Source organism: Mesorhizobium sp. SEMIA396, from assembly GCF_024518615.1.
Lineage (GTDB): Bacteria > Pseudomonadota > Alphaproteobacteria > Rhizobiales > Rhizobiaceae > Mesorhizobium.
This window is the reverse complement of the sequence record NZ_JANIFC010000008.1, coordinates 287,953-314,078: the sequence shown is the minus strand read 5'-3', so window position 1 is coordinate 314,078 and position 26,126 is coordinate 287,953. Positions and strand designations below refer to the sequence as shown.

The window sequence follows — 26,126 nt, the reverse complement described above, 5'->3', positions numbered from 1 at the left end:
CAACGCCGTCGCCCGCTGCTACGGATGGAGCGAGCATGAGCGACACCGCCCTGAGCCGGGGAAGGACGAACATCTGGACATCGTGCTGGATCGGCGAACGGCGCCGGCCACGGTGGCCGCTGGCTGGGAGTACATCCATTTCGAACACTGCGCACTGCCCGAGTTGGACCTGACGCAGATCGACCTGCGCGCCTCGCTGCTGGGCAAGGCTATGCGCGCGCCGCTGCTGATCAGCTCTATGGCCGGCGGCATGCCACGGGCCGAGGCCATCAACCGGCATTTGAGCGAGGCAGCGCAAGCCTTGGGGATCGCCATGTGCGGTTCGCAGCGTGTGAGCCTGCAATCCCGCAACTCCCAGGGGCTAACGCGCGCGCTGCGCCGCCTGGCGCCAGACATTCCCTTGCTGGCCAATATCGGCGCCGCGCAACTGCGGGAGGCCGACGGCCTGGACCTGGCGCGTCGCGCGGTGGACGCGCTGGAGGCCGATGGGCTCATCGTCCATCTCAATCCGCTGCAGGAAGCGGTACAGCCGGAGGGCGACCGCGAACTGGCGCGGCGTCCTGGCGCTGATCGCTGGCGCCGCGCGCATCGTGGGCGTGCCGATGGTGGCCAAGGAAGTGGGGGCGGGCCTGTCCGCCTCGGTGCCTGTGCGCTCGTCGAGGCGGGCGTGGCGGTAATCGATGTCGCCGGCGCCGGCGGCACCAGTTGGGCCGCAGTGGAGGGCGAGCGCGCCCGCAATGCCGCCGACCGTGCAGTGGCGATGTCATTCGCCGATTGGGGGATTCCACCCTGACCAGCGTGCAGGCGGTGCGTCGGGCGCTGCCAACGGTGAAGCTGATCGCGTCGGGCGGGATCCGCGATGGCGTCGACGTGGCCAAGGCCATCCGCCTGGGCGCGGACATCGCCGGGCAGGCGGCCAGCGTGCTGGGCGCGGCGACAGTGTCCACCGGGGCCGTTGTCGCGCATTTCGAGATCGTCATCCGCCAGTTGGCCGTCGCCTGCTTCTGCACGGGCTCGGCTGATCTGGCGGCGTTGCGTCAGGCGCGCTTGTTGCCCTCGTCGCATTTGTCCGCCGGTTGATGTCGGCGTCGTCCGCACGCTAACAGCAGGCTGCTGAAATACCTACGCCAAAGACAGACTATTGATCCCCCTGGCGAGACGGCTCGATTGACGGGAGCGATGTGTTCATGGAGCAGCTGTTCACGATGAAGCGGTTGGAAGATTTCGTTCCAGCCGGTCATCCTGGTGCCCGCACCGGCTGATGATCAATGGAGCGCTGGTGCGGCTAGACGGCATCCTTTCCGGCATGTACGCCTGCAGTGCCAAAGGCGGTCGCCCCAGCGTTGCGCCGGAGAAATTGCTGCGGGCCGTGTGTTGCAGGTGTTCTACAGCGTCCGTCGGAATTGATGCAGCAGGTGCTGCTGTGGCAAGGCCAAGACCCGGGAATGCCGTCAGCTTTGATCAGGCGCTTCGGGCCGTCGGAAACGCGCGAAGAGTCCGGCTTTCGAAAAAGGCCGAACGCCTCAGATAAAGCCAGAACTCCTTGGGTCACCATCAAACCAATTTGACGCCCCGGGACAATTTCGTCCGGCATTGTCCGGTGTGCGACGATGTTGGGGATGCGACATAGGCGGATTGCCGTGTATTTAAACCGCTTTTCCTTTGGCACGCATATTGCGCCCTATCGGTAAACCTCGTCATGGGCCGGCGGCAATCGCTCGGAGATTGTCGAAATAGCACAATGATTTCTGCCGGGGTGACATCCGGCCCGACTAGAGCAGGACCTTTCAGATGATGCAGAAAAGCAAGCGGCCATACTCGCGGGGAAATAGTCGCGTCAGGGCTGCATGGACGCTCTTTCCTGGTTGTTTCGGCGGCGGACGCCAACTCTTCAATCGGCACCCGAACCAGTGCCTGGATGTCCAAGGAGCGCCCCTGTTGCGCGTGCCTGGCTGCACCCGCGTGCTGGCTCTCCTCCAAGGCGACGCTTCGGCGCTGCTGCAGACCGGCGACGAGAACCCAACTTCAAAATTAGCATTCCGAAAACCGAAAGAAGTGAACAGGTATGTCCAGGATCGGCGCTTTGACGCGCGCCGCATGGCGATCGGCAACTCAGACGCTGGCCAAGGGTTCGAAAAGTTTACACCCGACGCTAGCGCCGGCCGATTTCAAGCGCGCACTTACGATCAACGAACGATATGGCGGGCTCACTGTCAATGTCCCCAAAATGCCTTTCTGGCTGACCGGGGGTGAAGCCTTCGTCTACCGCCGGACTAGCCACGGCGAGCAGCAGTTCATGCAGGTCGATGCTGCCACGGGTTTCAAGCGGCCCGCTTTCGATCAGGCGCGTCTGGCGGCAGCGCTAAACAAGGTGAGCCATGAGAGCTATCAAGCCGGCAATCTTCCGTTCGACCGTTTCGAACTGAGTGAGGATGGTCGCAGGCTCGACTTCCAGATTGAAGACACCCGGTGGAGCTGCGACCTTGCAAGCTATGACTGTACCAGCACCACATTCGATGCAAGGAAAGGGGACCGTAGGGAGCTCAGCCACCGCTACACGCCGCCAGCGGAGAACAACCCCGACAAGAGCAACGCGTCGCCCGACGGCAAATGGATCGCCTATATCAAGAACTGCAACGTTTTCCTGCGCAGCGAGGACGGATTGCAGGATGTTCCTCTGAGCCGGGACGGAGCCGAAGGCAATTGCTACGTCTTTTCGACGCTGAGCTGGTCGCCGGACTCGCGCCACCTCGCCGCTTACCTTGTTCGCCCCGGCTATAGGCGAGAGGTCCGCTACCTCAATTCTTCGACGGACCAGTTGGAGCGGGAATATTCAACAAAATTCTATCCCAGGCCGGGCGATGTCCTTCCGCTGCCCCAGCCAGTCCTGTTCGACATTGCCGGCCGGCGCCAGATCGTGATTGACGGTGCCCTCTTCTCGAACGTCTTCGAACTTTCCCCTCTCCGGTGGTGGGCGGACAGCCGCGGCTTCACTTTCGAATATAACCAGCGCGGGCATCAGCTTTATCGCCTGGTCGAGGTAGACGCCGCCTCGGGCCGCGGGCGCTCCCTGATCGATGAGACCAGCGAGACATTCGTTGATTATTTGCCGCTGGGGCATGGCCAGGAGGATGCCGGAAAAATCTTCCGTTACGATGTCGATGACGGGAAGGAGATCATCTGGGCATCAGAGCGCGACGGGTATGAGCATTTGTATCTTTTCAACGGCCGGACAGGCGCGCTCGAAAACCAGATCACGCGAGGTGAGTGGGTCGTCCGGAGGGTCAACCATGTCGATCCGGTCAAGCGTCAGATCTGGTTCGAGGCGAGCGGGATGAACTCGCAGGAGGACCCCTATTGGGTCCATGCTTACCGCATCGGCTTTGACGGCAAGGGACTGACTGCACTGACGCCCGAACCGGCCAACCACCATATCGAGTTCTCGCCTGACAGGCGCTATTATGTCGATCTCTGGTCACGCATCGATCTGCCCCCGCGCATGGCACTCTACCGCGCCAGCGACAATGCCAAGCTCCAGCAGATCGAGACGGCCGACATTTCTGAGCTCGTCGCCGCAGGCTGGCAGCCGCCGCTCAGTTTCCATTCCAAGGGGCGCGACGGCAAAACTGACATCTGGGGCGTGCTCCACCTGCCAGCCAACTTCGACCCGACGAAGAAATACCCGGTTGTGGAGAATATCTATGCTGGACCCCACGGCTCCTTCGTCCCAAAATCCTTCTCGCGGTGGACAGAGCCGCTCACGCAGCTGGGCTTCGTCGTTGCTCAGATCGACGGCATGGGCACCAACAACCGCTCCCGCGCCTTCCATGATGTTGCTTGGAAGAATCTGAAGGACGCAGGATTTCCCGATCGCATTCTGTGGCACAAGGCGGCGGCCGCGCAATATCCATGGTACGACATATCCAACGTCGGCATTTTTGGCGCATCCGCCGGCGGCCAGAGTGCAGTCAGCGCGCTGCTCTTTCACCCCGATTTCTACAAGGTCGCCGTCGCCAAAAACGGCTGCTTCGACAACAGGATAGACAAGACCTGGTGGAACGAACTTTGGATGGGGTGGCCGGTCGGCATTGAATATTCGCAATCCTCCGCCGTTGACAATGCTCACAGGCTGCAGGGCAAGCTGATGATCGCGGTCGGCGAAATGGATGATAATGTCGATCCGTTTTGCTCGTTCCAGCTTGCCGATCGACTCATCAAGGCAGGAAAAGATTTTGACATGGTCTACGTTCCTGGTGCCAATCACCATACTCTAGGCACCTACACCGAGCGCAAACTCCTAGACTTCTTCGTTCGCAACATTCTCGGTCAGACCCCGCCCGACTGGAACACCAAACCGATCGAGCTGGAATAGCTTGTGGCTCTTGCAATTGTTAGCTCGCCTTATCAGCTGTAATCAGGGCGAGGCGCGAGCAAATCTGCACCGAAGGACGATCGTGGAGTCTAGGACTTGCGCTGCGTATTGAGGATCGGCTCGCCGCGGCGTTGGTCTGAGCAAACTGCTTGATAGGCACGCCTGCAGACCGCGTGTGTGCGATTGCAAGATCCCCTATCAGCCTGGTGTGAAGCGTTCAGGGGAAAAGCCGCACCCAACGCCGCTTCCGCTCGCCGTAACGCTACGGCGGTGCGGCCCACCGATCCGCTCGACGAGCATTGGAACACATAGGTCCCCGAACGGACGATTGCCTTGGCAATAGAAGACCCTCGTCGGTCATCGCCGCTGTGGGTGGCAGCCCGTCGGTCTGGAGCTGCCACGATTCTCATCCTCGCGTCACATATGAGCTGAAGCTTTCCGGATCGGGTATCCAATCGGCATCCAGTTGCTCGGCGATATGGTTGAATTCTGCCCTCAGGACAAGAGTGAGTAGAGCAGCCCCGCTACGAAAATCCCATCCTGGTTCGTTTGACGCATCGACTATTCAGATTGATTGGCGTGATACCCGGCGCGGCCGCAACACGCGAGGCCGTCAACCGCTGAGCAGAAAACCAGCCTTCGCCTTCCGCGGCGGCGGACCTCGTCAGCCTCTCGAAAGCTTGCCTGAGTAGGTTGCTCATGTGATCTGTGGAAGTGAGGATAGCGTGCACCCGTACAAACTAGACATTCATCGTGGCAGCTTGGCTGCAGGTGCAGCACGCCGTACCGCACGAGCAAGCGGACAGGCCGGCCAAGCCGGTTTTGAGCAGCACTTGGGCGAACTGCAGGCGGCGGACGAGTTGATGGGTGCGCTAGGCGAGGAGGTCCTCGTCAATGGCTCGCATGGTAAAGGTGAGTTGAGACCAACGAAGAGGCAGAGGATCCAAAGCAATCTGCAGCATGCTGTCACTGAGCGGCAACCAGGTGAGGTTGGCAACTCAGGCGCTCGCGTGATGATGCAACTCCCCACCGATCAGGTGGGTACATCGGAACGGGAGGCGCAACTTGTGATGCAGGGGGACGAGCACGAATACACCCCAGCACCGCATCTCGACGGGTCGATGCCCTCGACAGTGCAGCCGGATCGTCCAATTGTGGTCCCCGACGGTGCCGACAAGCGTCCTGTTTATTCCAACGATGCCACCGCCATCGAAGGGCTGAAGTCAGCACTCCTTGCGGGTAAAGCCAGGCCGGACACGGTCACTCGCAGCACAAATTCTCTTTTCGGCTTTAGTCGTTGGCTCTTTCAAAACAACAAGCCAGGGCTTGCTGCTCGGCTTTACCATCCGTCGCTGAGCCAGGATCTCGAGGAGTACGAGAGTAGGGGTGGTTCCTCCACCGTGGCTGGCGCACTGCGTCAATTGATGAAGTCGATGGGCGGAGCCGGCCCGATTGTGGGTCGCGCTGTCCTGAACCCCCATCCTGACGACGCCGCGCTCACCAGACATTTCAGATCCGCGAGCGGCTACGCAACTGCTCTTAACCATTTCAGTCATTACCTACGTCAAAATGACAAGCTCGGAATTGCGGGTCGCATTTACGATAAATCGCTGGATAAAGATGTTGAGAGCTACAAGGCCGCCTCCTCTAATGGTGGAGCTCCGATCGAATCTGCGCTGGTTTATCTCCGCAAGAACCCGCCGCGCGTTATACTCGGGAATCATCTGGAAAACGCGGTCAGCATGGAGGCTCGTCCCCGTGGCGACGCTGCTCAGCATACCGCACCACAGCAGGGATTCGATTGGCCAGAGGAGCTCCTGCCGGTAGGTTATAAGGAGGGCACCGATCTACCATTGTCTCTCGCCCCAACCGCGCACCAACACCAAGCGCCCGACTTTGGAGAGGCCGTCCCTCACTTGAACTGGCGCCACGGCGACCAGGGCGCCCCGGAGGAGCTGGTAGCTGCACGGGACAGGAGCAGCCCGCTGCCAAGCGAGGCGGTGCCACATAAATCTGGACGGGGACTCGCTACGCAGCCCAGATTGTGGGCGGAGAAATCCGCCTCGCCAGAGCTCTTTCGACGGCGGGCGGAGCAGGCTCTGCCGGCGTCCGCCAGAGGTGTGGAGACATCCTCCGCGGTTGATGAAGCCGCGCAGGCCGCTCGCCAAGCTTTGGCTTGGTTGCAGCAGGAGATGGAGGGGATCGAACCGATGCAGGATCCTCATGAGGTGGCTACACCGGAATGTGAGGCGCAGCTCGTCAGGCAGAGGGATGAGCACGAATCCACCCCAGCACCGCATCCCGGAGGTGGTGGGTCGATGCCCTCGACAGTGCAGCCGGATCGTCCAATTGTAGTCCCCGACGGTGCCGACAAGCGTCCTGTCTATTCCAACGATGCGACCGCTATCGAAGGGCTGAGGGCAGCATTCCACGCGGGTAAGGCCAAAGCGAACACGGTCACTTACAATGTAAATTCTCTTTTCGGCTTTAGTCGGTGGCTCCTTCAAAACAACAAGCCAGGGTTTGCTGCTCGGCTTTACCATTCGTCGCTGGATCAGGATCTCAAGGAGTACGAGAGTACGGGTGGTTCCTCCACCGTGGCTGGCGCACTGCGTTACCTCAAGAAGTCGACAGGCGGAGCCCCGATTATGGCTCGCCCTGTCGTGATCCCCTATCCTGACGATGCCGAGCTCATTAGAAATTACAGAGCCGCTTCGACCAAGGAGTACCTGGCAGCGCCTGCGACCGGACGGAATCCAGATACCGTGGGCGGCTATACAAATTTTCTTAGACATTTTAGTCAGTACCTGCGTCAAAATAACAAGCTTGGGATTGCGGCTCGGATTCACGACAAATCGCTGGATAAAGATGTTGAGAGCTTCAAGGCTGTCTCCTATGGTAATAGGCTAAGTATCAGTTCTGCATTGGCTCACCTCCGGGATATCCTGCCGCGCATTGTGCTCGGGCGCGAAACTGTCCTTTCTGCTCATCCGGCAGACGCAGTCACCAGGCGCGTTGGGGCCGCTGCTGAAGCTGGGCCAGCGGCACCGGCAAGAGCTCCCCAACCCGCCTCGCCAGCAACCGCTAGGCTGCCAGGCACCTACCGCGGCCTTCCACTGGTTGATGTGACCACACTGACTACCAGTTCCTCTGGGGCTCAGATCGGGGCGCTCGATCCGACAGCCCCGTCCAACGTTGCAACGGGGCGGGTGCTCGGCGCCGCCGAATGGCTGAGCGACGCCCATATCCAGAGAGATTACAATTTGCTGGAGGGGCAACTGCAGGGGATCAATCCGGCGCTCGCTGCCCGGACTCGGCTGGTGGATCCTTCCGTATCCCATCTACTGCGACACACGTCGCCGCAAGACGCTCGAGGCATATTGCAGTCCATCTATAATCAAAACAACGCCACAGCCGACTTCCTGTTCTTGCCAGTGAATAATGGCACGGCTACTAGCCCCGGCACCCATTGGTCGCTGCTGCTCGTTGATCGCCGCGACCCGGAAAGGCGGTTCGCCTATCACTACGACTCCCTCCAGCGAGAGGGATATAACGACGTGCCTGCAAAACAGCTCGCAGGACTGCTGAATGCCACCTTGGCGCCAGCCCCCATGGCCAGACAGACGAACCATTATGATTGCGGCGTATTTGTCCTGGAGGGCACGTGGGCGCTGGTTGAACGATTGGTGAAAGGGCAGCGGCCAGACCACGAGCCGCTGCCCCTCGACAACCTCGTTGCCGATCGGCAGGCGCTGCAAGACCGGCTAAGGAGGCGCTTGCCGCACGAGGAAGAGCCGCGGCAGCTGCTGGAGGATGAACCCGCCTCCCCACCGATGATGGCATTCGAGCCAGGGGAACTGCGGCAACTGTTGGAAGACGAGCCTGCCTCCCCACCAATGATGGCGTTCGAGCCAGGGGAACTGCGGCAACTGTTGGAGGACGAGCCTGCCTCCCCACCAATGATGGCGTTCGAGCCAGGGGAACTGCGGCAGCTGTTGGAGGATGAACCCGCTTCCCCAACGATGATGGCGTTCGAGCCAGGGGAACTGCGGCAGCTGTTGGAGGATGAACCCGCTTCCCCATCGATGATGGCGTTCGAGCCAGGGGAACTGCGGCAGCTGTTGGAGGATGAACCCGCTTCCCCATCGATGATGGCGTTCGAGCCAGAGGAACTGCGGCAACTGTTGGAGGATGAACCCGCTTCCCCACCGATGATGGCGTTCGAGCCAGGGGAACTGCGGCAACTGTTAAATGAGCCTGCCTCCACTTGGGCACAAATCAATTCGACCCCACATGCGCGAGCGGACGGTGTTCATCAGCCAGCCCAGGCGCCCCTGGCTCCCTGAACGCAGAAGATAACTTTGCGGAGGAGCGATCACGCAACTGTCGTCGGCGCCGGGCCTCAGGGTGAATGGAGAGGATGGTGTCGCGTGAAGGCGCAACACGCGTGCTGACCGACCTGCATACGTAGGAAGTCGTTCATTGCTCCCAAATCGTATGTGAGGAACATTCCTGTCCCGGCTGCGCCGCGCGATGCTAGGTCGCGTTGTTCAGCGGGTCAAGCCGATGACACCTACGAAGCTACTGATCGGGCAGATCGCCGTTGTGTGCGCAATTGTCATTATCGGCGTATGGACGGCAACCCAATGGTGCGCTCAAATGCTGACCTACCAGACGCCTCTCGGCGCACCATGGTTTCTCTTCGCCGGCTGGCCAATCTACAAGCCGTGGAAGCTGTTTGAATGGTGGTTCCACTTCGATGCTTATGCGCCGGAGGTCTTCGACAAAGCCGGTACGCTTGCAGGCGCCAGCGGATTCCTGGGCTGTGCCGCCGCAATCGCAGGCTCGCTTTTGCGCGCGCGACAGCGCGGGTCGGTTACGACCTATGGGTCTTCACGGTGGGCCACGACTCATGAGGTCGAGACGGCAGGGTTGTTACGGCCGGCGGGCGTTTTCCTCGGTAGGCTGAACGATCGCTATCTGCGCCATGACGGCCCGGAGCACGTCATGGCATTTGCGCCGACGCGTTCGGGCAAGGGCGTGGGGCTGGTTGTTCCAACGCTACTTTCCTGGACCGGGTCTGCCATCATTCATGATATAAAAGGCGAAAATTGGCAGTTGACCTCCGGCTGGCGGTCGAAATTCTCGTACTGCCTTCTGTTCAATCCGACCGACCCGAGATCGGCACGCTACAACCCGCTGCTGGAGGTGCGCAAAGGCCCAGATGAGATCCGGGACGTTCAAAACATCGCCGACATCCTCGTCGATCCCGAGGGCGCGCTGGAGCGACGGAACCACTGGGAGAAGACCAGCCATTCACTTCTAGTTGGCGCCATTTTGCACGTGCTCTACGCTGAAGAGGACAAGACGCTTGCCCGCGTCGCCACCTTCCTGTCGGACCCGCAACGCTCGTTTGCCGCAACGCTACGGCGGATGATGACGACAAACCATCTCGGGACGGGGCATAACCCTCAGGTCCATCCCGTAGTGGCCTCGGCGGCCCGCGAACTCCTGAACAAGTCGGAAAACGAGCGCTCAGGCGTCCTCTCGACCGCCATGTCCTTTCTCGGGCTTTATCGTGATCCAACGGTCGCGGCGGCCACTTCGTCCTGCGACTGGCGCATCGCTGACCTAGTGGATGGAGAGCGACCGCTGTCGCTCTATCTGGTCGTGCCGCCTTCGGATATCTCGCGCACCAAGCCTTTGGTGCGACTGATCTTGAACCAGATCGGCAGGCGGTTGACGGAGCGTCTGGAGGGGGACCCGAAGAAGAGCCGTAAGCATCAGCTGCTCATGATGCTGGACGAGTTTCCGGCGCTCGGTCGCCTCGACTTCTTCGAAACGGCGCTCGCCTTCATGGCAGGTTATGGCATTCGCTCCTATCTGATCGCACAATCTTTGAACCAGGTTTCAAAGGCCTATGGCGAGAACAATGCTATTCTCGACAATTGCCACGTGCGAATTGCCTTTTCCTCCAATGACGAACGCACGGCCAAGCGCATCTCGGATGCCCTCGGCACCGCAACCGAACTTAGGTCGATGCGCAACTATGCGGGCCATCGGCTTGCGCCCTGGCTTTCACATGTCATGGTGAGCCGCCAGGAAACCGCGCGCCCGCTCCTGACGCCAGGCGAGGTGATGCAATTGCCGCCGTCAGACGAATTGGTCCTGGTTTCTGGGTTGCCGCCGATCCGCGCCAAGAAGCTGCGCTATTATCAGGATCAGAATTTCACAGATCGGGTGCTGCCTGCGCCGGTGCTGCACGACGGACCCTATGCGGACTGCCCTGCATCACGCCCGGACGGCTGGACTGGACAAGTGTGCAGCGTCGATAGCCGACTTGCTGCGGACGAGGAAAGCGCCGACGCGCCAGTTGAAGACGAGGGAGGCGTTCAGCAGCAACGCCATCCAAGCCTGCCCGAAGAAGACGTTGTTGTCTCTCAAGAGCCCGATCAGGCCGATCTGTACAAGCCCGCAGACGATGACAGCGAAGCGCTCGCGGACAAGCGTGTCATGGATCGGATTTCCACTGCGGCCCGCGCCTACGGTATCAACGAGGGCAGGGGCGACGATGTCATTCCCGGCTTCTGAAGTCCGCTGAGTTGCAGAGCGCACCTCAGCGTAGATAACGGCCATAAGCAATTTTGAGCGTCTGGCCGATGCTTCTCCCGTCGCCGGCGCAACGCCGGGCCGTCGGAACGAGCCGCATGAAGCCGCACCGCATTCGCCATCAGTTTCTGCTTGAGCCGGAGCTCAGCGAGAAACTGGACAACCTCAGTCGCGATCCGTCAACGACCAAATCAGCGATCGTGGCGAAGGCGATCGAGGCGTTCATCGAGCGGCGTGGCGAGAGCGAGTTCGATCGGCGCTACGGCGTAAGGCTTGACCGGCTCTCCCGCGATCTTGCCCACGTCAGGCGCGATTCCGAGGTGATCCTGGAGAGCCTGGCGCTCTTCATCCGCTTTTCGATCACCCTTCACGCCCACACGCCGGTCCCGGATCGATCAACGCAGGCTATTGCCCAAGAGCGTTTCGAGAAATTCGTTGAGAAGGTCGGCCGCCAGATCGCTTCCGGCAAAAAGTCGCTTAGCAAAGACAATGGTGGGGGAGGGGAAGGATGAGCTCTCATCCCGAGGCCGACCACCGGCGGCGTGTCATGCTGCGCACCGCCATGGGTCCGGCAATCACCGAAGCCCTGGCCGATCCGTCCGTCATCGAGGTGATGGTCAATCCCGACGGCGCGCTGCGACTCGACCGGTTAGGCGAAGGTCGGGTCGATACCGACGTTCACATGCACCCGTCCGAGGCAGAACGTATCATCCGCCTGGTTGCTTCGCACGTGCGCGCCGAGGCGCACGCCGACAACCCGATCGTCAGTGCCGAATTGCCGTCTGGCGAACGCTTCGAAGGCCTGCTGCCACCTGTGGTGTTGGCGCCATGTTTTGCCATCCGCAAGCCCGCCGCGAAAGTCTACACCCTGGCCGACTATGTTGCCGAACGCATCATGCTGCCGCTGCAGGCCGATGCGCTGAAAAAGGCCGTCCGCGAGCGGCGCAACATGCTGATCGCCGGCGGCACTTCCTCGGGGAAGACAACACTCGCCAACGCTCTGCTGGCTGAAGTCGCCGAATGCGACGATCGGGTGATCCTGATCGAGGACACACGCGAACTGCAGTGCGCGGCCAGGGACTGCGTTGCCCTGAGAACAAGGCGGGGCTCGGTCACCCTTGCCGATCTCGTGCGCTCGACGCTGAGGCTCAGGCCGGACCGCATCATCGTGGGCGAGGTGAGGGGCGCGGAAGCGCTCGACATGCTGAAGGCATGGAACACCGGGCACCCAGGCGGCATCGCTACCGTACACGCCAATTCCGCGCGCTCGGCTCTCTATCGCATTGAGCAACTCGCCCAGGAAGCCGTGGTCACCGTTCCCCGCCGGCTCATCGCTGAGGCGATAGATCTGATCGTCTTCATAGCGGGACGCGGCTCGTCGCGCCACATCGACGCAATCGCCGAGGTCACCGGTCTCGACGGCAGCGGCGATTACGCCGTTGCCCCGCTCACGCTTTCGCAACTCCAGCAGCTTTGAAAGGCCTTCCTCATGCGCAAGAAGCTTCGCTTTCTTTCGTCCACAGCGCTCGCGTTTCTTATCACGGCCCCGGTTTATGCCGCCGGCTCAGGCATGCCGTGGGAGCAGCCGCTGCAGCAGATCCTGGAGTCCGTCCAGGGACCGGTCGCCAAGATCGTTGCGGTCATCATCATTATCACCACCGGCCTGACGCTTGCCTTCGGCGACACCGCCGGTGGTTTTCGGCGCCTGATTCAGATCGTCTTCGGTCTGTCGATCGCCTTCGCGGCATCGAGCTTCTTCCTCTCCTTCTTCTCCTTCGGTGGTGGGGCGCTCGTCTGATGGCCGCCGGGGAGCAGCATATCGAGGGCTTCGCAGTACCGGTCCACCGGGCGCTGACCGAGCCGATCCTGCTCGGCGGGGCTCCGCGCGCGGTGGCGATCCTCAACGGTACAGTGGCCGCGGCCATTGGCTTCGGCTTGCAGCAATGGATTGCTGGTCTGGTGCTTTGGATCGCAGGCCACTCGTTAGCGGTGTTTGCCGCAAGACGCGATCCGGACTTCGCCAGCGTGCTTGTGCGCCACCTACGTCTGAAGGGGTGGCTTGCATGCTGAACCTTTCGGAATATCGAAGCAAAGCCGACCGGCTTGCCGACCATCTACCCTGGGCTGCCTTGGTTGCGTCCGGCATCGTGCTCAACAAGGACGGCAGCTTTCAGCGGACGTTGCGGTTCCGCGGCCCGGATCTCGAAAGTGCGACGGAGGCTGAACTCGTCGGCATTTGCGCCCGGGCGAACAATGCTCTCAGACGCCTTGGCTCTGGCTGGGCATTGTTCTTTGAGGCCGAGCGCACAGAAGCGCTGGGCTATCCGAACTCGCATTTTCCTGACGCCGCGTCGTGGCTGGTCGACGAAGAACGCCGCGCTGCTTTCGAGGGGAAGGTAGCGCACTACGAGAGCCGCTATCATCTGACCTTGGTGTTTATGCCACCGCCGGACGCCCAGGCGCGCGCAGAAAGCACGCTCGTCGACTCTCATTATTCCCGAGGAGAAAGAGACTGGCGCCAGGATCTGGCGAGGTTCCGTGACGAGACCAACCGCGTGCTCGATCTCTTCTCGGGTTTCATGTCCGAAGTACGCGTCCTCGATGATGCTCAGACGTTGACCTACCTCCACGGCACGATTTCGCCTCGTCGCCATCCTATCATGGCCCCGGAAACGCCGATATATCTGGATGCAATCCTGGTCGATGCGCCGCTTACCGGTGGCCTGGAGCCGATGCTTGGTGAGCAGCATCTTCGCACACTGACCATCCTCGGCTTTCCGAACCTCACCCGGCCCGGAATCCTCGATACCCTCAATCATCAGGATTTCGCCTATCGCTGGATGACGCGCTTCATTCCGCTCGAGAAAACGGAAGCCACGAAGACGCTGACGCGATTGCGCCGGCAGTGGTTTGCCAAGCGCAAGTCGATCGTGGCAATCCTACGCGAGGTCATTACCAACGAGCCGGTCCCGCTTGTCGATAGCGATGCCGACAACAAGGCGCTCGATGCCGACGAAGCCCTTCAGGCATTGGGCGGTGATCATGTGAGTTTCGGCTATCTCACCACCACCGTGACGGTGTGGGGCGAGGATCGCCAAGCCGCTGCAGAGAAGCTTCGCGCGGTCGAGCGCATCATCAATGGGCTCGGCTTCACCACGATCCGAGAAGGCGTCAATGCGGTCGAGGCTTGGCTCGGCTCATTGCCTGGCCATGTCTACGCTAACGTTCGCCAACCGCTCGTTCATACATTGAATCTTGCCCATCTCATGCCGCTGTCGTCGGTTTGGGCCGGTCCTGCGACAAACGAGCATCTCGCGAAAGTCACCCAAACCGAAGCGCCACCGCTTTTCGTTGCCGAGACCAGTGGGTCGACACCGTTTCGGCTTTCCACCCACGTCGAAGATGTCGGCCACATGCTGGTTGTTGGTCCGACCGGCGCCGGCAAGTCGGTTCTGCTTGCTCTGATTGCTCTGCAGTTCAGGCGCTACGCCGGCGCCCAGGTTTATGTCTTCGACAAAGGCAATTCGGCCCGTGCTGCAACACTTGCCATGGGTGGAGAACACCACGCGCTAGGAGCGGACGGTTCCCTTGCCTTTCAGCCACTGCGCAGCATCAACGACCAGGCTAGCCGAAGCTGGGCGGCCGAATGGATCGCCAGCCTTGTTGCCCACGAGAACGTCACCGTCACGCCGGAGGTGAAGGAGGCTATTTGGTCAGCGCTGGCCAGCCTTGCCACCGCGCCGGCGCAGGAACGCACACTGACCGGTCTTTCGGTCCTGCTTCAATCCAATGCGCTGAAGACCGCATTGATGCCCTACACGCTCGATGGTCCCTTCGGCCGCCTGCTCGATGCCGATCATGATGGGCTGGCCTTGTCGGATGTGCAGTGTTTCGAGACCGAGGAGTTAATGCACAGCCAAGGCGCTTTGCTGCCAGTGCTTACCTATCTGTTCCAGCGACTTGAGGAACGGTTCGACGGACGGCCCACGCTGATCATGCTCGACGAGGCGTGGGTCTATCTCGACAATCCGCTGTTCGCCGCCCGCATCCGCGAATGGCTGAAGGTGCTGCGAAAGAAGAACGTGTCGGTTGTCTTCGCTACGCAGTCGCTGGCTGATATCGCGGGCTCTGGCATAGCGCCGGCAATCATCGAAAGCTGCCCGCAGCGCATTTTCCTTCCCAATGATCGTGCCGTGGAACCCCAGGCGCGCACAGCCTACGAGCGCTTCGGTTTAAGCGAGCGGCAGATCGAATTGATCGCCCGCGCCACGCCGAAGCGTCAGTATTATCTGCAATCGCGCCGCGGCAACCGTCTGTTCGAGCTCGAGCTTGGCCCCATCGCTCTTGCGCTTTGCGGTGCTTCCGATCCGGCCACGCAGACTCTGATCGACAGGATCATGTCCGAAGACGGGCAAGGCAGCTTTGCCTCGCAGTTCCTGATCGCGCGCGGCCTCGATTGGGCCGGCGAACTTCTCAAGCAATTCCCTCAACCAGACAAGGAGCAATTCTCATGATGCGGCGACGCCTTCTCTCCGGCCTGATCACCGTTTCCCTGATCGCCAAGCCTATGGCCGACTATGTGCAGCCCGCCTACGCCCTTATCGTGTTCGATCCGTCCAATTATGCGCAGAACGTGCTGACGGCCGCGCGCGCATTGGAGCAGATCAACAACCAGATCCAGTCGCTGCAGAATCAGGCGACCATGCTGCAGAACATGGCGCGCAATCTTCAGCGTCTGGATTTCTCTTCCGTTGGCCAACTCACCGGTTCGCTCCATCGCATCGACGGCTTGATGGACCAGGCGAGTGGCCTCAGCTTTGATCTGGGCAAGCTTCAAGACCAGTGGCGCAGCCAATATCCGGAAAGCTACGACGCCACGATCAAAGTCAGCGATGTGGCGAGTGCTGCGCGGGAGCGTTGGCAAACCGCCATGCAGGCGTTCCGCCAGACCATGGGTGTCCAGTCGCAAATCGTCGAGAACGTCCGCGCCGACGGCGATCTGCTCGCCGATCTCGTCAACCGCAGCCAAGGGGCGGCCGGTGCGCTTCAGGCAAGCCAGGCCACCAACCAGCTGATGGCGCTTTCGACAAAACAGCAGATGCAGATCCAGACGCTGCTCGCAACGCAGTTTCGAGCTGAGGCCGAGGATGCCGCCCGCAAGGCCCAGTCAGACGAAGCCGCCCGCGAGATGACGAAGCGATTCTTGGGTACCGGCTCGGCTTATCCCGGCAATTAATCACGAGTTCATCACGACGAGAAAGGCAGCGGCATGAACGACCTTGGCGTCATCGATCGCTTCATGGAGACCTTCATCCGCTACATCGACAGCGGGTTCGGTCTGCTATCGGGCGACCTCGCCTTCCTCACTACCATTCTGATCGGCATTGACATCACACTTGCCGGCCTGGCGTGGGCGCTCGGCGACGAAACCAGCGTTCTCGGCCGGCTTGTCCGCAAGGTGCTCTATGTTGGCGTCTTCGCCTTCATTCTGAACAATTTCAAGAACCTCGCCGATATCGTTTATCGTTCTTTTGCCGGTCTCGGGATTAAGGCGTCGGCCGGCAATCTGTCGGCAGACAATCTCTTGCGCCCGGGCCGCATTGCCGCGACCGGTTTCGAAGGTGCTTGGCCAATGCTTGACCAAGCCAGTCAGCTCCTGGGCTTCCCGGAAATCTTCGGCAACGCACTGACCATCTTCGTGCTGCTGATGGCCTGGTTCCTGGTCATCATCGCCTTCTTCATCCTTTCCATCCAGCTTTTCATCACCATCCTAGAGTTCAAGCTCACCACGCTGGCAGGTTTTGTTTTGGTTCCATTCGCACTTTGGAACCGTTCAGCGTTCCTGGCCGAACGCGTGCTCGGCCATGTTATCTCGTCAGGCATCAAGGTGATGGTGCTCGCCGTCATTGTCGGTATCGGCTCCACGCTCTTCGGGGAGTTCGCTTCCGCATTGCAAGGCAAGGAGCCGGATCTTGCCGGTGCCATGTCCCAGGTACTGGGCGCACTGGCACTGCTTGGCCTTGGCATTTTTGGGCCGGGGATCGCGTCGGGTCTTGTCTCAGGCGCACCGCAGCTTGGGGCGGGCGCCGCCCTCGGCACGACCGCGGCGGCAGCGGGTGTATCACTCGTTGCTGGAGGCACAGCATTTGCTGGCGCGCGTATGGCAACCAGCGGCGGTCTCGCCGCCATCCGAGCCGGCACAACAATGGGATCGGCTGCTTCCACGTCATGGCAGATCGGGCGCGCAACCTCGCCCGACGCTGGCCTCTCCGGTGTGGCTGCTGGAATGCATGGTGTAACCAGTGCAGCTGGCGGCGCCGCTATACGCATAGCGCGATCCGCCACTGCAAGTGTTGGGCGCAACGCCGATGCCGGGCGCGATGCCGCGTGGACCGCGACCGGCGGCGCGCCGACAGCGTCAATGACCGAACGCTCTGCCGGTTCGGCCACTGTTTCGGCGCCGACGTGGGCAAGGCGCCTACGTTCTGAACAGACCGCCCGGGCAAATCGCCACGCTGCCGTGCAAGCTGTCCGAGACGGAGACCGGCCGGGAGGCAGCGCCAACCCCTCTCTCAACGACAAGGATGACTAGATGCTCTTCAAGCGACCCGTGCACCGTTACGGCAAAACACCCGAACCGGTCACGCCGTATCAAAAAGCCGCCCAGCTGTGGGACGAGCGCATCGGCTCATCTCGACTGCAGGCCAGGAACTGGCGGATCATGGCCCTTGGCTGCCTGGCCTTGGCGACCGGGCTTTCCGGCGGACTCGTATGGCAGTCGATGCAAAGCCGTGTCGTGCCTTATGTCGTCGAGGTCGATGGCTTCGGCGAGACGCACGCCGTCGCGCCGGCGATCCGGAATTATGAGCCCTCGGATGCTCAGATCGCCTGGCATCTCGGCCGCTTCATCCAGAATGTCCGTTCCGTTTCCACCGATCCGGTTTTGGTACGGCAGAACTGGTTGGCAGCGTACGACTTTGCTAGCGATCGCGCAGCGCTCTTCCTCAACGAATACGCCAAGGCGAACGACCCCTTCGGTCAGATCGGAACGCGCAGTGTTTCGGTACAGGTCACCAGCGTGGTCAGAGCCTCCGAAAGTTCATTCCAGGTCAAATGGACCGAGCAGGTGTTTGAGCGCGGAAGCCTTGCCAGCACGATGCGCTGGACTGCGATCCTCACGATCGTGATCCGCTCGCCAAGCAATACGGATCAGCTGCGCAAGAATCCGCTCGGCGTCTTCATCAATGCCATTGACTGGTCACGCGAGCTCGACAGCGCCGTCCCAGCCCCCCTTTCTCCGACGGAGTCCACCAATGAAAGGTAAAATGTCACCGATTCGTGCCGTGCTGATCCTATCGGTGTCGGCAGCGGTCGTTTCCGCTTGTGCATCGAAGAAGGTGCCGCCGCCTGAGATTTCCTATGACGCTGCCGACTTCAAACCGGCCGCGATCGAAAAAGCGCCGGAGAGGCCGATTAGAATTGTCGAGGTGCCAAAACCACTGCCGCTGCCTGGCCAAATGCAGCCCGAGCCCGGCAAGGCCGAGGACAAGCGCCCTCCTGAAGAACGCGTCGCTGATGCCAACAAAGCCGCGACCCAGCAACCCACCAAGTACGGGTATGTTAATGCAGTGCAAGTCTACCCCTTCACCGATGGCGCGCTTTATCAACTCTATGCCGCGCCGGAGCGCGTGACCGACATCGCTCTGCAGCCGGGCGAGAAACTAACCGCCGTGTCGGCTGGCGACACCGTGCGCTGGGTCATTGGCGATACCGCAAGCGGCACCGGTGACAATCAGCGCACCCATGTTCTGGTAAAACCCTTCGCGCCGGGTCTTGCCACCAATGTCGTCATTACGACGGACCGGCGGACCTATCATTTGCAGCTTCAAAGCACCGAGAAGACCGCAATGGCGGCAATCTCCTGGACCTACAGCCAAGACCAGATCATCGCGCTTCGCCAGCGCAATGCTCAAGCCGAGGCAGTTACACCGGTCGCGTCGAATATCGCGCTCGAAAACCTTCGCTTTCGCTACTCAATCAGTGGCGACACACCGCCCTGGAGACCGACGCGAGCCTTCGACGACGGCAGCAAGGTCTATATTGAGTTCCCTCGTCGCATAGATCAGGGCGAGGCGCCACCACTCTTCATCGTCGGCGCAGATGGGAGCAGCGAGCTCGTCAACTATCGCGTGCGCGGCAACTATTACATCGTCGATCGGCTCTTCGCCGCGGCCGAACTTCGCCTCGGCACCAAGCGGCAGCAGGTGATCCGCATCAGCAGGATTGACGGCAGGCAACCGCAACGGCGGATCTCGCTCTTTCGCGGCAGCCGGCGAGGTGAGGGCTCATGATCGAAAATTCCCGCTCTGGCATCCCGCCGAAACTGGATCCCGAGGAACTGCAGCTTCGGGCCTCTCCCCGCCGCGTGGTGCGGTTCAGGCGCGGTGTGATCATCGCGATCGCAGCGCTCGGATCCGGCGCTGTCTTCGGCGTTACCATGATCGCCCTCCAGGGGCCGGCCCTTCGCATCAGGGATCAGGCGGAAGATCTCTACAACACTCAGCGCAAACCAACCGCCGAGGGACTCGATACGCTTCCCCATGACTATTCCGGCATGAAGCCGAAGCCTCCCGTCCTTGGGCTACCTTTGCCGGGCGACCTCGGCCGCCCCATCCTCGAGCGGCAGCGCCAGCTCGGCATCGTGCCGGGCCAAGACATCTCGGCCGAGGAGCAGCGTCTAGCGCAGCAGGCGATCGAAGCGCGTGAATCGCGGGTGCTTTTCCGCGTCGAAAATCGAGCTCAACAGACAGATGTCGGAGAGAGCGTGCAAACTGCTCAGCATCCATTTGAGGCGCTTCCCCAATCCGAAGCAGGACGCGCGTCAGCCTCGGTGGCGGCGGCGGAAGGCGACCAGAACAATCAGCAGCGAAAGCTTGATTTTCTCAGCCAGCGGAGCACTGGCGGGATCTACAATCCGCATGCGCTTCAGACGCCGATCTCGCCATATCAACTGATGGCTGGCAGCGTGATTGCCGCCAGCCTGATCACCGGCATCAATTCCGATTTGCCGGGCCTTGTGGTCGCGCAAGTCACCGAAAATGTGCACGACACGGTCACGGGCAACATATTGCTGATTCCGCAGGGCTCACGTCTTATCGGCGTCTACGACAGCGTCGTCGCGTTCGGGCAAAAGCGAGCGCTGCTGGTCTGGCAGCGCATTCTGCTGCCCGACGGCTCGTCGGCCGAAATCGACAATCTGCCCGCGAGCGACACCGCCGGCTACGCAGGGCTGGAAGACAAAGTCGATTTCCACACTTGGCAGATGATCAAGGGAGTGGCGCTTGCCACATTGCTCGGTGTCGGCACAGAATTCAGCCTCGGCGAAAACGAGAGCGATCTGGTCAAGGCGATCCGGGAATCAGCCCAGCAGAACGCCAGTCGAGCCGGCCAGCGCATCACCGAAAAAAACCTCAATATCCAGCCCACCATCGTCGTCCGCCCAGGTTGGCCACTGCGCGTCATCGTGCACAAGGACATCGTGCTGCGGCCATACGCCAGTTGAGCAGGAGTTATCATGGCTGACCTGAAACTTGGAAAACTTCCGGACCGAACAGCTTCGAAGATCACCATTACCGTCAGCGCGGAGCTGAGCCAAACACTCAAGGAGTATGCTGCACTTTACCGTCAGACCTATGGTCAGTCTGAAACCGTGGCAGAACTCATCCCTTTCATGCTGGCGGCGTTTCTGGAAGGCGACCGAGCCTTTGCCAAGGCCAGAAAAGAACGTCTGCCGACGGAGCTTGCCGGAAAATCGTGACTCCTCCGCTAGGGCAGCTGGAACATTGCCTAGCTGTCGCGACCTACCTGCGAAGCATAGGATCAAACACCTTGAAATGCAGGTATGCGCAAGAGTGGATGTGGAAGGAGATACCGCGCAACAGCCTAAGTTTGCATTTTCGATTTTGATGCGGTAGTCGGCTATGAGCGGTCAAAACGAACGCAGCTGGTTCGCCGATCGACCAAACGGCGAGCGCACTGTGCTTTGCTCAGACCGCCACCGAGTGCCTCGCCGTTCCCCCTTTGAAATATGTATCGAACTTGGCCGCGATGGTTCGAATGAAGGGGCGACTTTCAGTCCGTACGAGGAAACTGTCACCATCGAATTCAAGCGCTCGGGCAGGATCGTGGAGTGCGATGGACCTCGAGCGATGAAGGAGCTGCTCGCCGGCTTTGCCGAACCGCTCCACCAGGTCGACTGCCGAGAAGGCAAAATCACACATCAGCCGCTCGATGATCCAGCCACGGACGCGATCGTCGTCGGAAAGGGCAACGCCGCGCACGGCAGCCAACCCGCCATCCGCAACCATGCGCCCGTACCCGGAAGTCGAAGCCATGTTCTGCACGTAGCCTTGGCGAAAACGACCGATGGACGAAGGGCCAAGTCCGATGAGTGTCGGGCAGCGATCCTCAGTGTAGCCCTGAAAATTGCGATGCAAAACCCCTGCGCGGGCCGCTATGGCCAGCGCATCGTCGGGCTTCGCGAAATGATCGAGTCCTATTGCCTCATATCCCTTGGCGACAATTGCCCGCGCCGCGAGTTGAGATTGGGCGAAACGCTCAGTGGGACTCGGCAGCCATGCCTCGTCGATCATCGTCTGATGCTTCTTGAACCAGGGCACATGTGCGTAGCCGAACAGGGCCATCCGGTCTGGCTCCAAGGTCAGTGCCTGCGCCACCGTGGAACAGATCGTCTCGCGTGTCTGATTCGGGAGCCCGTAGAGCAGGTCCAGATTGACCGATTCGACGCCCCGCGAACGAACCCCGTCGACGACTGCCTTGGTCTGCAAAAAACTCTGCTCACGATTAATTGCTTTTTGCACTTGCGGATCGAAATCCTGCACGCCGAGGCTCGCCCGCGTTACGCCGATTTGAGCAAGTGCATCAAGGCGCGCCTTGTCCATGTCGTTGGTTTCGATTTCGATGCTGACCGTAGCATCCGGGAGAAGGTCGAAGCTGTCCCGCAAGGCCGCTCCAAGAGCAACCATATCATCGGGCCTCAGAATAGTTGGCGAACCGCCACCGAAGTGGATTGCACGGACATGTGCCTTGCCGCTCACCAGACCGGCAATCGTGACGATTTCGGCATTCAGCGAGCGCAGATAAGCGGCCACCGGCTCATATTGGTGCGTCTGCTTGGTGTGGCAGGCGCAGAACCAGCAGAGCTTGTCGCAGTAAGGAATGTGCAGGTACAGCGAGATTTCGTCGCCGCTTTCCAGCGTCTCCAACCAGCCACGGTAAATGGCAGCATCGATCCCCGAATGGAAATGCGGCGCCGTCGGATAGCTGGTGTAGCGTGGGACGTTCTCGCTGAGTTTGACAGCTATTTCCGATTGCATCTCGCGTTCACCGTGTTGCCCGCCGGAACACTGCACGCATCGCTGAAGCAGACCCTGATCTCGATCAGCCGCGCTCATGGACAAACCGCCGCAGGATTTCTCTACCCTGGATGGGTATCCTGCCGGCAGTTAGGATCGGGTAAGGCGAACGCATGACCTTTCGGCAAGACATTCATAGTTCCGGCATTCCTGTTCTTTGCTTCCCTTGCGAGGCACGGCGTCGCGGTGTCTGCGGTGCGCTCGATCCAGACAATTTGGTTGGGCTCGCCAAGACTTGCTCGCGTCGCCGGATCGAGTCAGGAATGGAGTTGACCGGCGAGGCACAGAACGTCGACAGCTACTCCAACGTGCTTTCAGGCGTGGTAAAGCTATCAAAGAGCCTGTCGGATGGGCGCCAGCAGATCGTCGGTCTCCAGTTTGCACCGGATTTTCTGGGACGTCCTTTCAAGGAGGAAAGCTCGATCAATGCGGAAGCGGCAACAGCAGTCACGCTGTGTTCGTTTCCGCGAGCGGCCGTCGAACGGATGATGAAGGCGTCACGGGAATTCGAGCATCGCCTGCTCAAACAGACGCTGAATGAACTCGATGAGGCGCGCGAGTGGATGGTGACGCTGGGGCGCAAGACAGCTCCGGAAAAGGTGGCGACTTTTCTCCTCATGATGGCCCGGAATATCGATTCCAGTCTCGATGCGGCTTCCGGGTCGGCCTCCTTCGATCTGCCGCTGACGCGTGCCGAAATGTCTGATTTCCTTGGAATCACCAGCGAGACCGTGAGCCGCCAACTGACGCGATTGCGGGCTGACGGGGTGATTCGGATTGAGAACGCACGCCATGTGACGGTGGACAGCATAAGCCGTCTGGAGAAGCGCTGTGGCGGCGGACGCGAGCGGCCCTAAGCGGCGAGGCCATGTCGCATGACTCCGGGGCGGGCCGTGTTTGCCTTTTAATGCGATGTCGCCGCGCCTTCGACGAAGCGGCGTCACGGTCGAGACAAACAGCTTTCGGCCTTTGATAGGAACGTGACCAATCGCCAGGTGTGTTTCGGCACATACCGGCGAAGCATGGTCCTTAATCTGCCACGGCTCGGCGGAACGATCGCGTTCGTTTCCAATGGGATCCGAACAACGTTTGGCAGGGCATCGGCAATAGCATCCAACGCGCGCAGAGCCTCAGCTTTCGCCTCAGCGATCGCGTCTGCGCCCGCCCAACCCAGGGAACGCCTTCCATGAGGGGGTGAGCCCGCGCTGCGTTCCTCGTTCATTCGCCACCTGCTGATTGCGCCGCACAAAATCGTGCGGCCTGACATAGATCAGGGCGAGGGGGCGGCGGCTGCGCGATTAGTGCGCTGCGGATTTGGCATCCACCAGATTCGAGATCGGGATCTGCAATGAAATTCGGCACAGAGATCGTCCTTCTAAGCGTGTTCGCTTTTGCGGCCCTGGTGGCCGCCGGCTTCGGCGTGGATGAACCTTTCCGCCGACACATGTGGGTGTTGTTCTTCGCAGTGGCTGGTTTCACTGCGATCCTGTTGCGCAACACGGAGTTCAGGCCAGCAGCTCCGATTGACCCATCCGCTTACATGGATGGTCCGATCCGCTACGGCGCGATCGCCACCGTGTTCTGGGGTGTCGTCGGCATGCTGGTCGGCGTGGTGATCGCGCTGCAGCTCGCCTACCCCGATCTCAACATCCAGCCCTGGTTCAATTTCGGTCGTTTGCGGCCGTTGCACACATCCGGTGTCGTTTTCGCCTTCGGCGGCAACGCGCTGCTTTGCACGTCTCTGTATGTCGTGCAGCGCACCTGCCGCGCGCGCCTCTTCGGCCGTGATCTCGCCTGGTTCGTCTTCTGGGGCTACCAGCTTTTCATCGTCATGGCCGCGACCGGTTATCTGCTCGGCATCACCGAGGGCCGCGAGTACGCCGAACCCGAATGGTATGTGGATGTCTGGCTGACCATCGTCTGGGTCGCCTACCTCATTCTGTTCCTTGGCACGATCCTGAAGCGCAAGGAACCGCATATCTACGTGGCCAACTGGTTCTACCTGTCGTTCATCGTGACCATCGCGATGCTGCATGTGGTCAACAACCTGTCCATACCAGTCTCGTTCCTGGGCTCCAAGAGCTACTCCGCCTTTTCAGGGGTCCAGGACGCCTTGACGCAATGGTGGTACGGCCACAACGCGGTCGGCTTCTTTCTCACCGCCGGCTTCCTCGGCATGATGTATTATTTCGTGCCCAAGCAGGCGAACCGGCCAGTCTATTCGTACCGGCTGTCGATCGTCCATTTCTGGGCTATCATCTTTCTCTACATCTGGGCCGGGCCGCATCACCTGCACTACACCGCCTTGCCCGATTGGGCGCAGACGCTCGGCATGGTGTTCTCGATCATGCTGTGGATGCCGTCCTGGGGCGGCATGATCAACGGCCTGATGACGCTGTCCGGCGCCTGGGACAAGCTGCGCACCGATCCGATCATACGCATGATGGTGATGGCCGTCGCCTTCTATGGCATGTCGACCTTCGAAGGCCCCATCATGGCGATCCGGGCGGTCAATTCGCTGTCGCATTATACCGACTGGACCATCGGGCACGTCCATTCGGGTGCGCTCGGCTGGGTCGGCATGATCTCGTTCGGCGCGATCTACTACATGGTCCCGAAGCTCTGGAACCGTCAACGGCTCTACTCGCTGAGGCTCGTCACCTGGCACTTCTGGCTGGCGACACTCGGGATCGTCGTCTACGCCGCGGTGATGTGGGTGTCCGGCATCATGCAGGGCCTGATGTGGCGCGAATATGGCGAGCAGGGCTTCCTCGTCTACTCCTTCGCCGAAACCGTCGCCGCCATGCACCCCTACTATGTCATGCGCGCCATCGGCGGCGCCATGTACCTCTCCGGCGCCCTGATCATGGCCTGGAACATCACCAGGACCATCCTCGGCCACCAGCGCGAGGAGGAGCCGATGCCGAGCCCCGTCGCCATCCGACCTGCGCGATCAGGAGCCAGGTAATGGGCTTGATGGACAAACACGCAATCATCGAGAAGAACGCCACGCTTCTTCTCGTTGGCTCGCTGCTCGTGGTGACGGTCGGCGGCATCGTCGAGATCGCGCCTCTCTTCTATCTCGACAATACGATCGAGAAGGTGGAAGGCATGCGCCCCTATTCGCCGCTCGAACTTGTCGGGCGCAACATCTATATGCGCGAGGGCTGCTACCTCTGTCATAGCCAGATGATCAGGCCGTTCCGCGACGAAGTTGAGCGCTATGGCCACTACAGCCTGGCTGCCGAGTCCATGTACGATCACCCCTTCCAGTGGGGATCGAAGCGTACCGGGCCGGATCTCGCCAGAGTTGGCGACCGCTACTCGAATGCATGGCATGTCGCGCATCTTACCGACCCGCGCTCGGTGGTGCCGGAATCGATCATGCCGAGCTATGGGTTCCTGAAAGACACGCCGATCGACGTGAAGGATTTCTCGACGCATCTGGTCGCCAACAGGCTTGTAGCCGTCCCTTACACGGATGACATGATCGCCCACGCCAATGCGGATCTGGGGGCGCAGGCCGATCCCAATGCCGACACATCAGGCCTTGAGGCGCGTTACCCAAAAGCCAAGATCGGCGACTTCGACGGCAACCCGCAACAGGTCACCGAAATGGATGCCCTGCTCGCCTACCTGCAGATGCTTGGCACACTGGTCGACTTCAAAAATTACGACGAAGCCGCCGGCTACCGCTGAGGAGAACGCTG

18 protein-coding genes and 2 pseudogenes are annotated in these 26,126 nt (G+C 60.7%); 19 read left to right on the top strand and 1 reads right to left on the bottom strand.

What is annotated here, in order from left to right:
• The first annotated feature begins 35 nt into the window (after positions 1-35).
• The 16 genes and pseudogenes from fni to NP503_RS20800 all read left to right on the top strand — a co-directional run bounded on the left by fni (position 36) and on the right by NP503_RS20800 (position 20,798).
• A pseudogene (fni, locus tag NP503_RS20875) lies at positions 36-1,080 on the top strand (type 2 isopentenyl-diphosphate Delta-isomerase).
• A gap of 86 nt (positions 1,081-1,166) precedes the next feature.
• A pseudogene (locus NP503_RS20870) lies at positions 1,167-1,398 on the top strand (IS5/IS1182 family transposase); the annotation flags it as partial.
• 667 nt (positions 1,399-2,065) lie between these two features.
• Positions 2,066-4,372, top strand: a complete 2,307-nt coding sequence (locus NP503_RS20865) for a S9 family peptidase (RefSeq protein ID WP_024505658.1) — start codon at positions 2,066-2,068, stop codon at positions 4,370-4,372.
• 833 nt (positions 4,373-5,205) lie between these two features.
• Positions 5,206-8,718, top strand: coding sequence for a Ulp1 family isopeptidase (locus tag NP503_RS20860; protein WP_236383242.1), 3,513 nt, complete (start codon positions 5,206-5,208; stop codon positions 8,716-8,718).
• A 220-nt stretch (positions 8,719-8,938) separates the two neighbouring features.
• Positions 8,939-10,963 (top strand): conjugal transfer protein TraG, encoded by a 2,025-nt coding sequence (locus tag NP503_RS20855; RefSeq protein WP_024502848.1) that lies wholly within the window; start codon positions 8,939-8,941, stop codon positions 10,961-10,963.
• 116 nt (positions 10,964-11,079) lie between these two features.
• Positions 11,080-11,493 (top strand): CopG family transcriptional regulator, encoded by a 414-nt coding sequence (locus NP503_RS20850; RefSeq protein WP_024502849.1) that lies wholly within the window; start codon positions 11,080-11,082, stop codon positions 11,491-11,493.
• A complete protein-coding gene (gene trbB / locus NP503_RS20845) occupies positions 11,490-12,458 on the top strand; it encodes a P-type conjugative transfer ATPase TrbB (RefSeq protein ID WP_024502850.1) in 969 nt (322 codons plus the stop codon). The genes NP503_RS20850 and trbB overlap by 4 nt, the downstream gene beginning before the upstream one ends.
• Before the next feature lie 12 nt (positions 12,459-12,470).
• A complete protein-coding gene (locus tag NP503_RS20840) occupies positions 12,471-12,779 on the top strand; it encodes a TrbC/VirB2 family protein (RefSeq protein WP_024502851.1) in 309 nt (102 codons plus the stop codon).
• Positions 12,779-13,051 (top strand): VirB3 family type IV secretion system protein, encoded by a 273-nt coding sequence (locus tag NP503_RS20835; RefSeq protein WP_024502852.1) that lies wholly within the window; start codon positions 12,779-12,781, stop codon positions 13,049-13,051. Before NP503_RS20840 ends, NP503_RS20835 begins: the two co-directional genes overlap by 1 nt.
• Complete coding sequence (trbE, locus tag NP503_RS20830; protein ID WP_024502853.1) at positions 13,045-15,495, top strand: conjugal transfer protein TrbE; 2,451 nt, start codon at positions 13,045-13,047, stop codon at positions 15,493-15,495. The genes NP503_RS20835 and trbE overlap by 7 nt, the downstream gene beginning before the upstream one ends.
• Positions 15,492-16,217, top strand: a complete 726-nt coding sequence (gene trbJ / locus NP503_RS20825; RefSeq protein WP_024502854.1) for a P-type conjugative transfer protein TrbJ — start codon at positions 15,492-15,494, stop codon at positions 16,215-16,217. The genes trbE and trbJ overlap by 4 nt, the downstream gene beginning before the upstream one ends.
• A 33-nt stretch (positions 16,218-16,250) precedes the next feature.
• Positions 16,251-17,573: a P-type conjugative transfer protein TrbL gene (gene trbL / locus NP503_RS20820; protein WP_024502855.1), complete on the top strand. Its 1,323-nt coding sequence runs from the start codon at positions 16,251-16,253 to the stop codon at positions 17,571-17,573.
• Positions 17,574-18,305, top strand: coding sequence for a conjugal transfer protein TrbF (gene trbF / locus NP503_RS20815; protein WP_024502856.1), 732 nt, complete (start codon positions 17,574-17,576; stop codon positions 18,303-18,305).
• Positions 18,295-19,332 carry a P-type conjugative transfer protein TrbG gene (gene trbG, locus NP503_RS20810; RefSeq protein ID WP_024502857.1) on the top strand — a complete coding sequence of 346 codons (1,038 nt, stop codon included), beginning with the start codon at positions 18,295-18,297 and terminating at the stop codon, positions 19,330-19,332. The genes trbF and trbG overlap by 11 nt, the downstream gene beginning before the upstream one ends.
• The gene (locus NP503_RS20805; RefSeq protein WP_024502858.1) at positions 19,329-20,543 is read left to right on the top strand and encodes a TrbI/VirB10 family protein; all 1,215 of its coding nucleotides are present in this window, start codon (positions 19,329-19,331) and stop codon (positions 20,541-20,543) included. The genes trbG and NP503_RS20805 overlap by 4 nt, the downstream gene beginning before the upstream one ends.
• 12 nt (positions 20,544-20,555) lie before the next feature.
• Positions 20,556-20,798, top strand: coding sequence for a DUF2274 domain-containing protein (locus NP503_RS20800; protein WP_024502859.1), 243 nt, complete (start codon positions 20,556-20,558; stop codon positions 20,796-20,798).
• Between the two features lie 229 nt (positions 20,799-21,027).
• On the opposite strand, the gene hemN is transcribed toward NP503_RS20800, so the two are convergent.
• A complete protein-coding gene (gene hemN / locus NP503_RS20795) occupies positions 21,028-22,377 on the bottom strand; it encodes an oxygen-independent coproporphyrinogen III oxidase (protein WP_024502860.1) in 1,350 nt (449 codons plus the stop codon).
• Positions 22,378-22,529: 152 nt separating this feature from the next.
• Here hemN and NP503_RS20790 point away from each other — a divergent pair, with 152 nt between their 5' ends.
• The 3 genes from NP503_RS20790 to ccoO all read left to right on the top strand — a co-directional run bounded on the left by NP503_RS20790 (position 22,530) and on the right by ccoO (position 26,115).
• A complete protein-coding gene (locus NP503_RS20790) occupies positions 22,530-23,273 on the top strand; it encodes a Crp/Fnr family transcriptional regulator (RefSeq protein ID WP_024502861.1) in 744 nt (247 codons plus the stop codon).
• Between the two features lie 491 nt (positions 23,274-23,764).
• Positions 23,765-25,384 (top strand): cytochrome-c oxidase, cbb3-type subunit I, encoded by a 1,620-nt coding sequence (gene ccoN / locus NP503_RS20785; protein WP_024502862.1) that lies wholly within the window; start codon positions 23,765-23,767, stop codon positions 25,382-25,384.
• On the top strand, positions 25,384-26,115 hold the full coding sequence (gene ccoO / locus NP503_RS20780; protein ID WP_024502863.1) for a cytochrome-c oxidase, cbb3-type subunit II: 732 nt from the start codon (positions 25,384-25,386) through the stop codon (positions 26,113-26,115). The genes ccoN and ccoO overlap by 1 nt, the downstream gene beginning before the upstream one ends.
• The last annotated feature ends 11 nt before the right edge of the window (positions 26,116-26,126 follow it).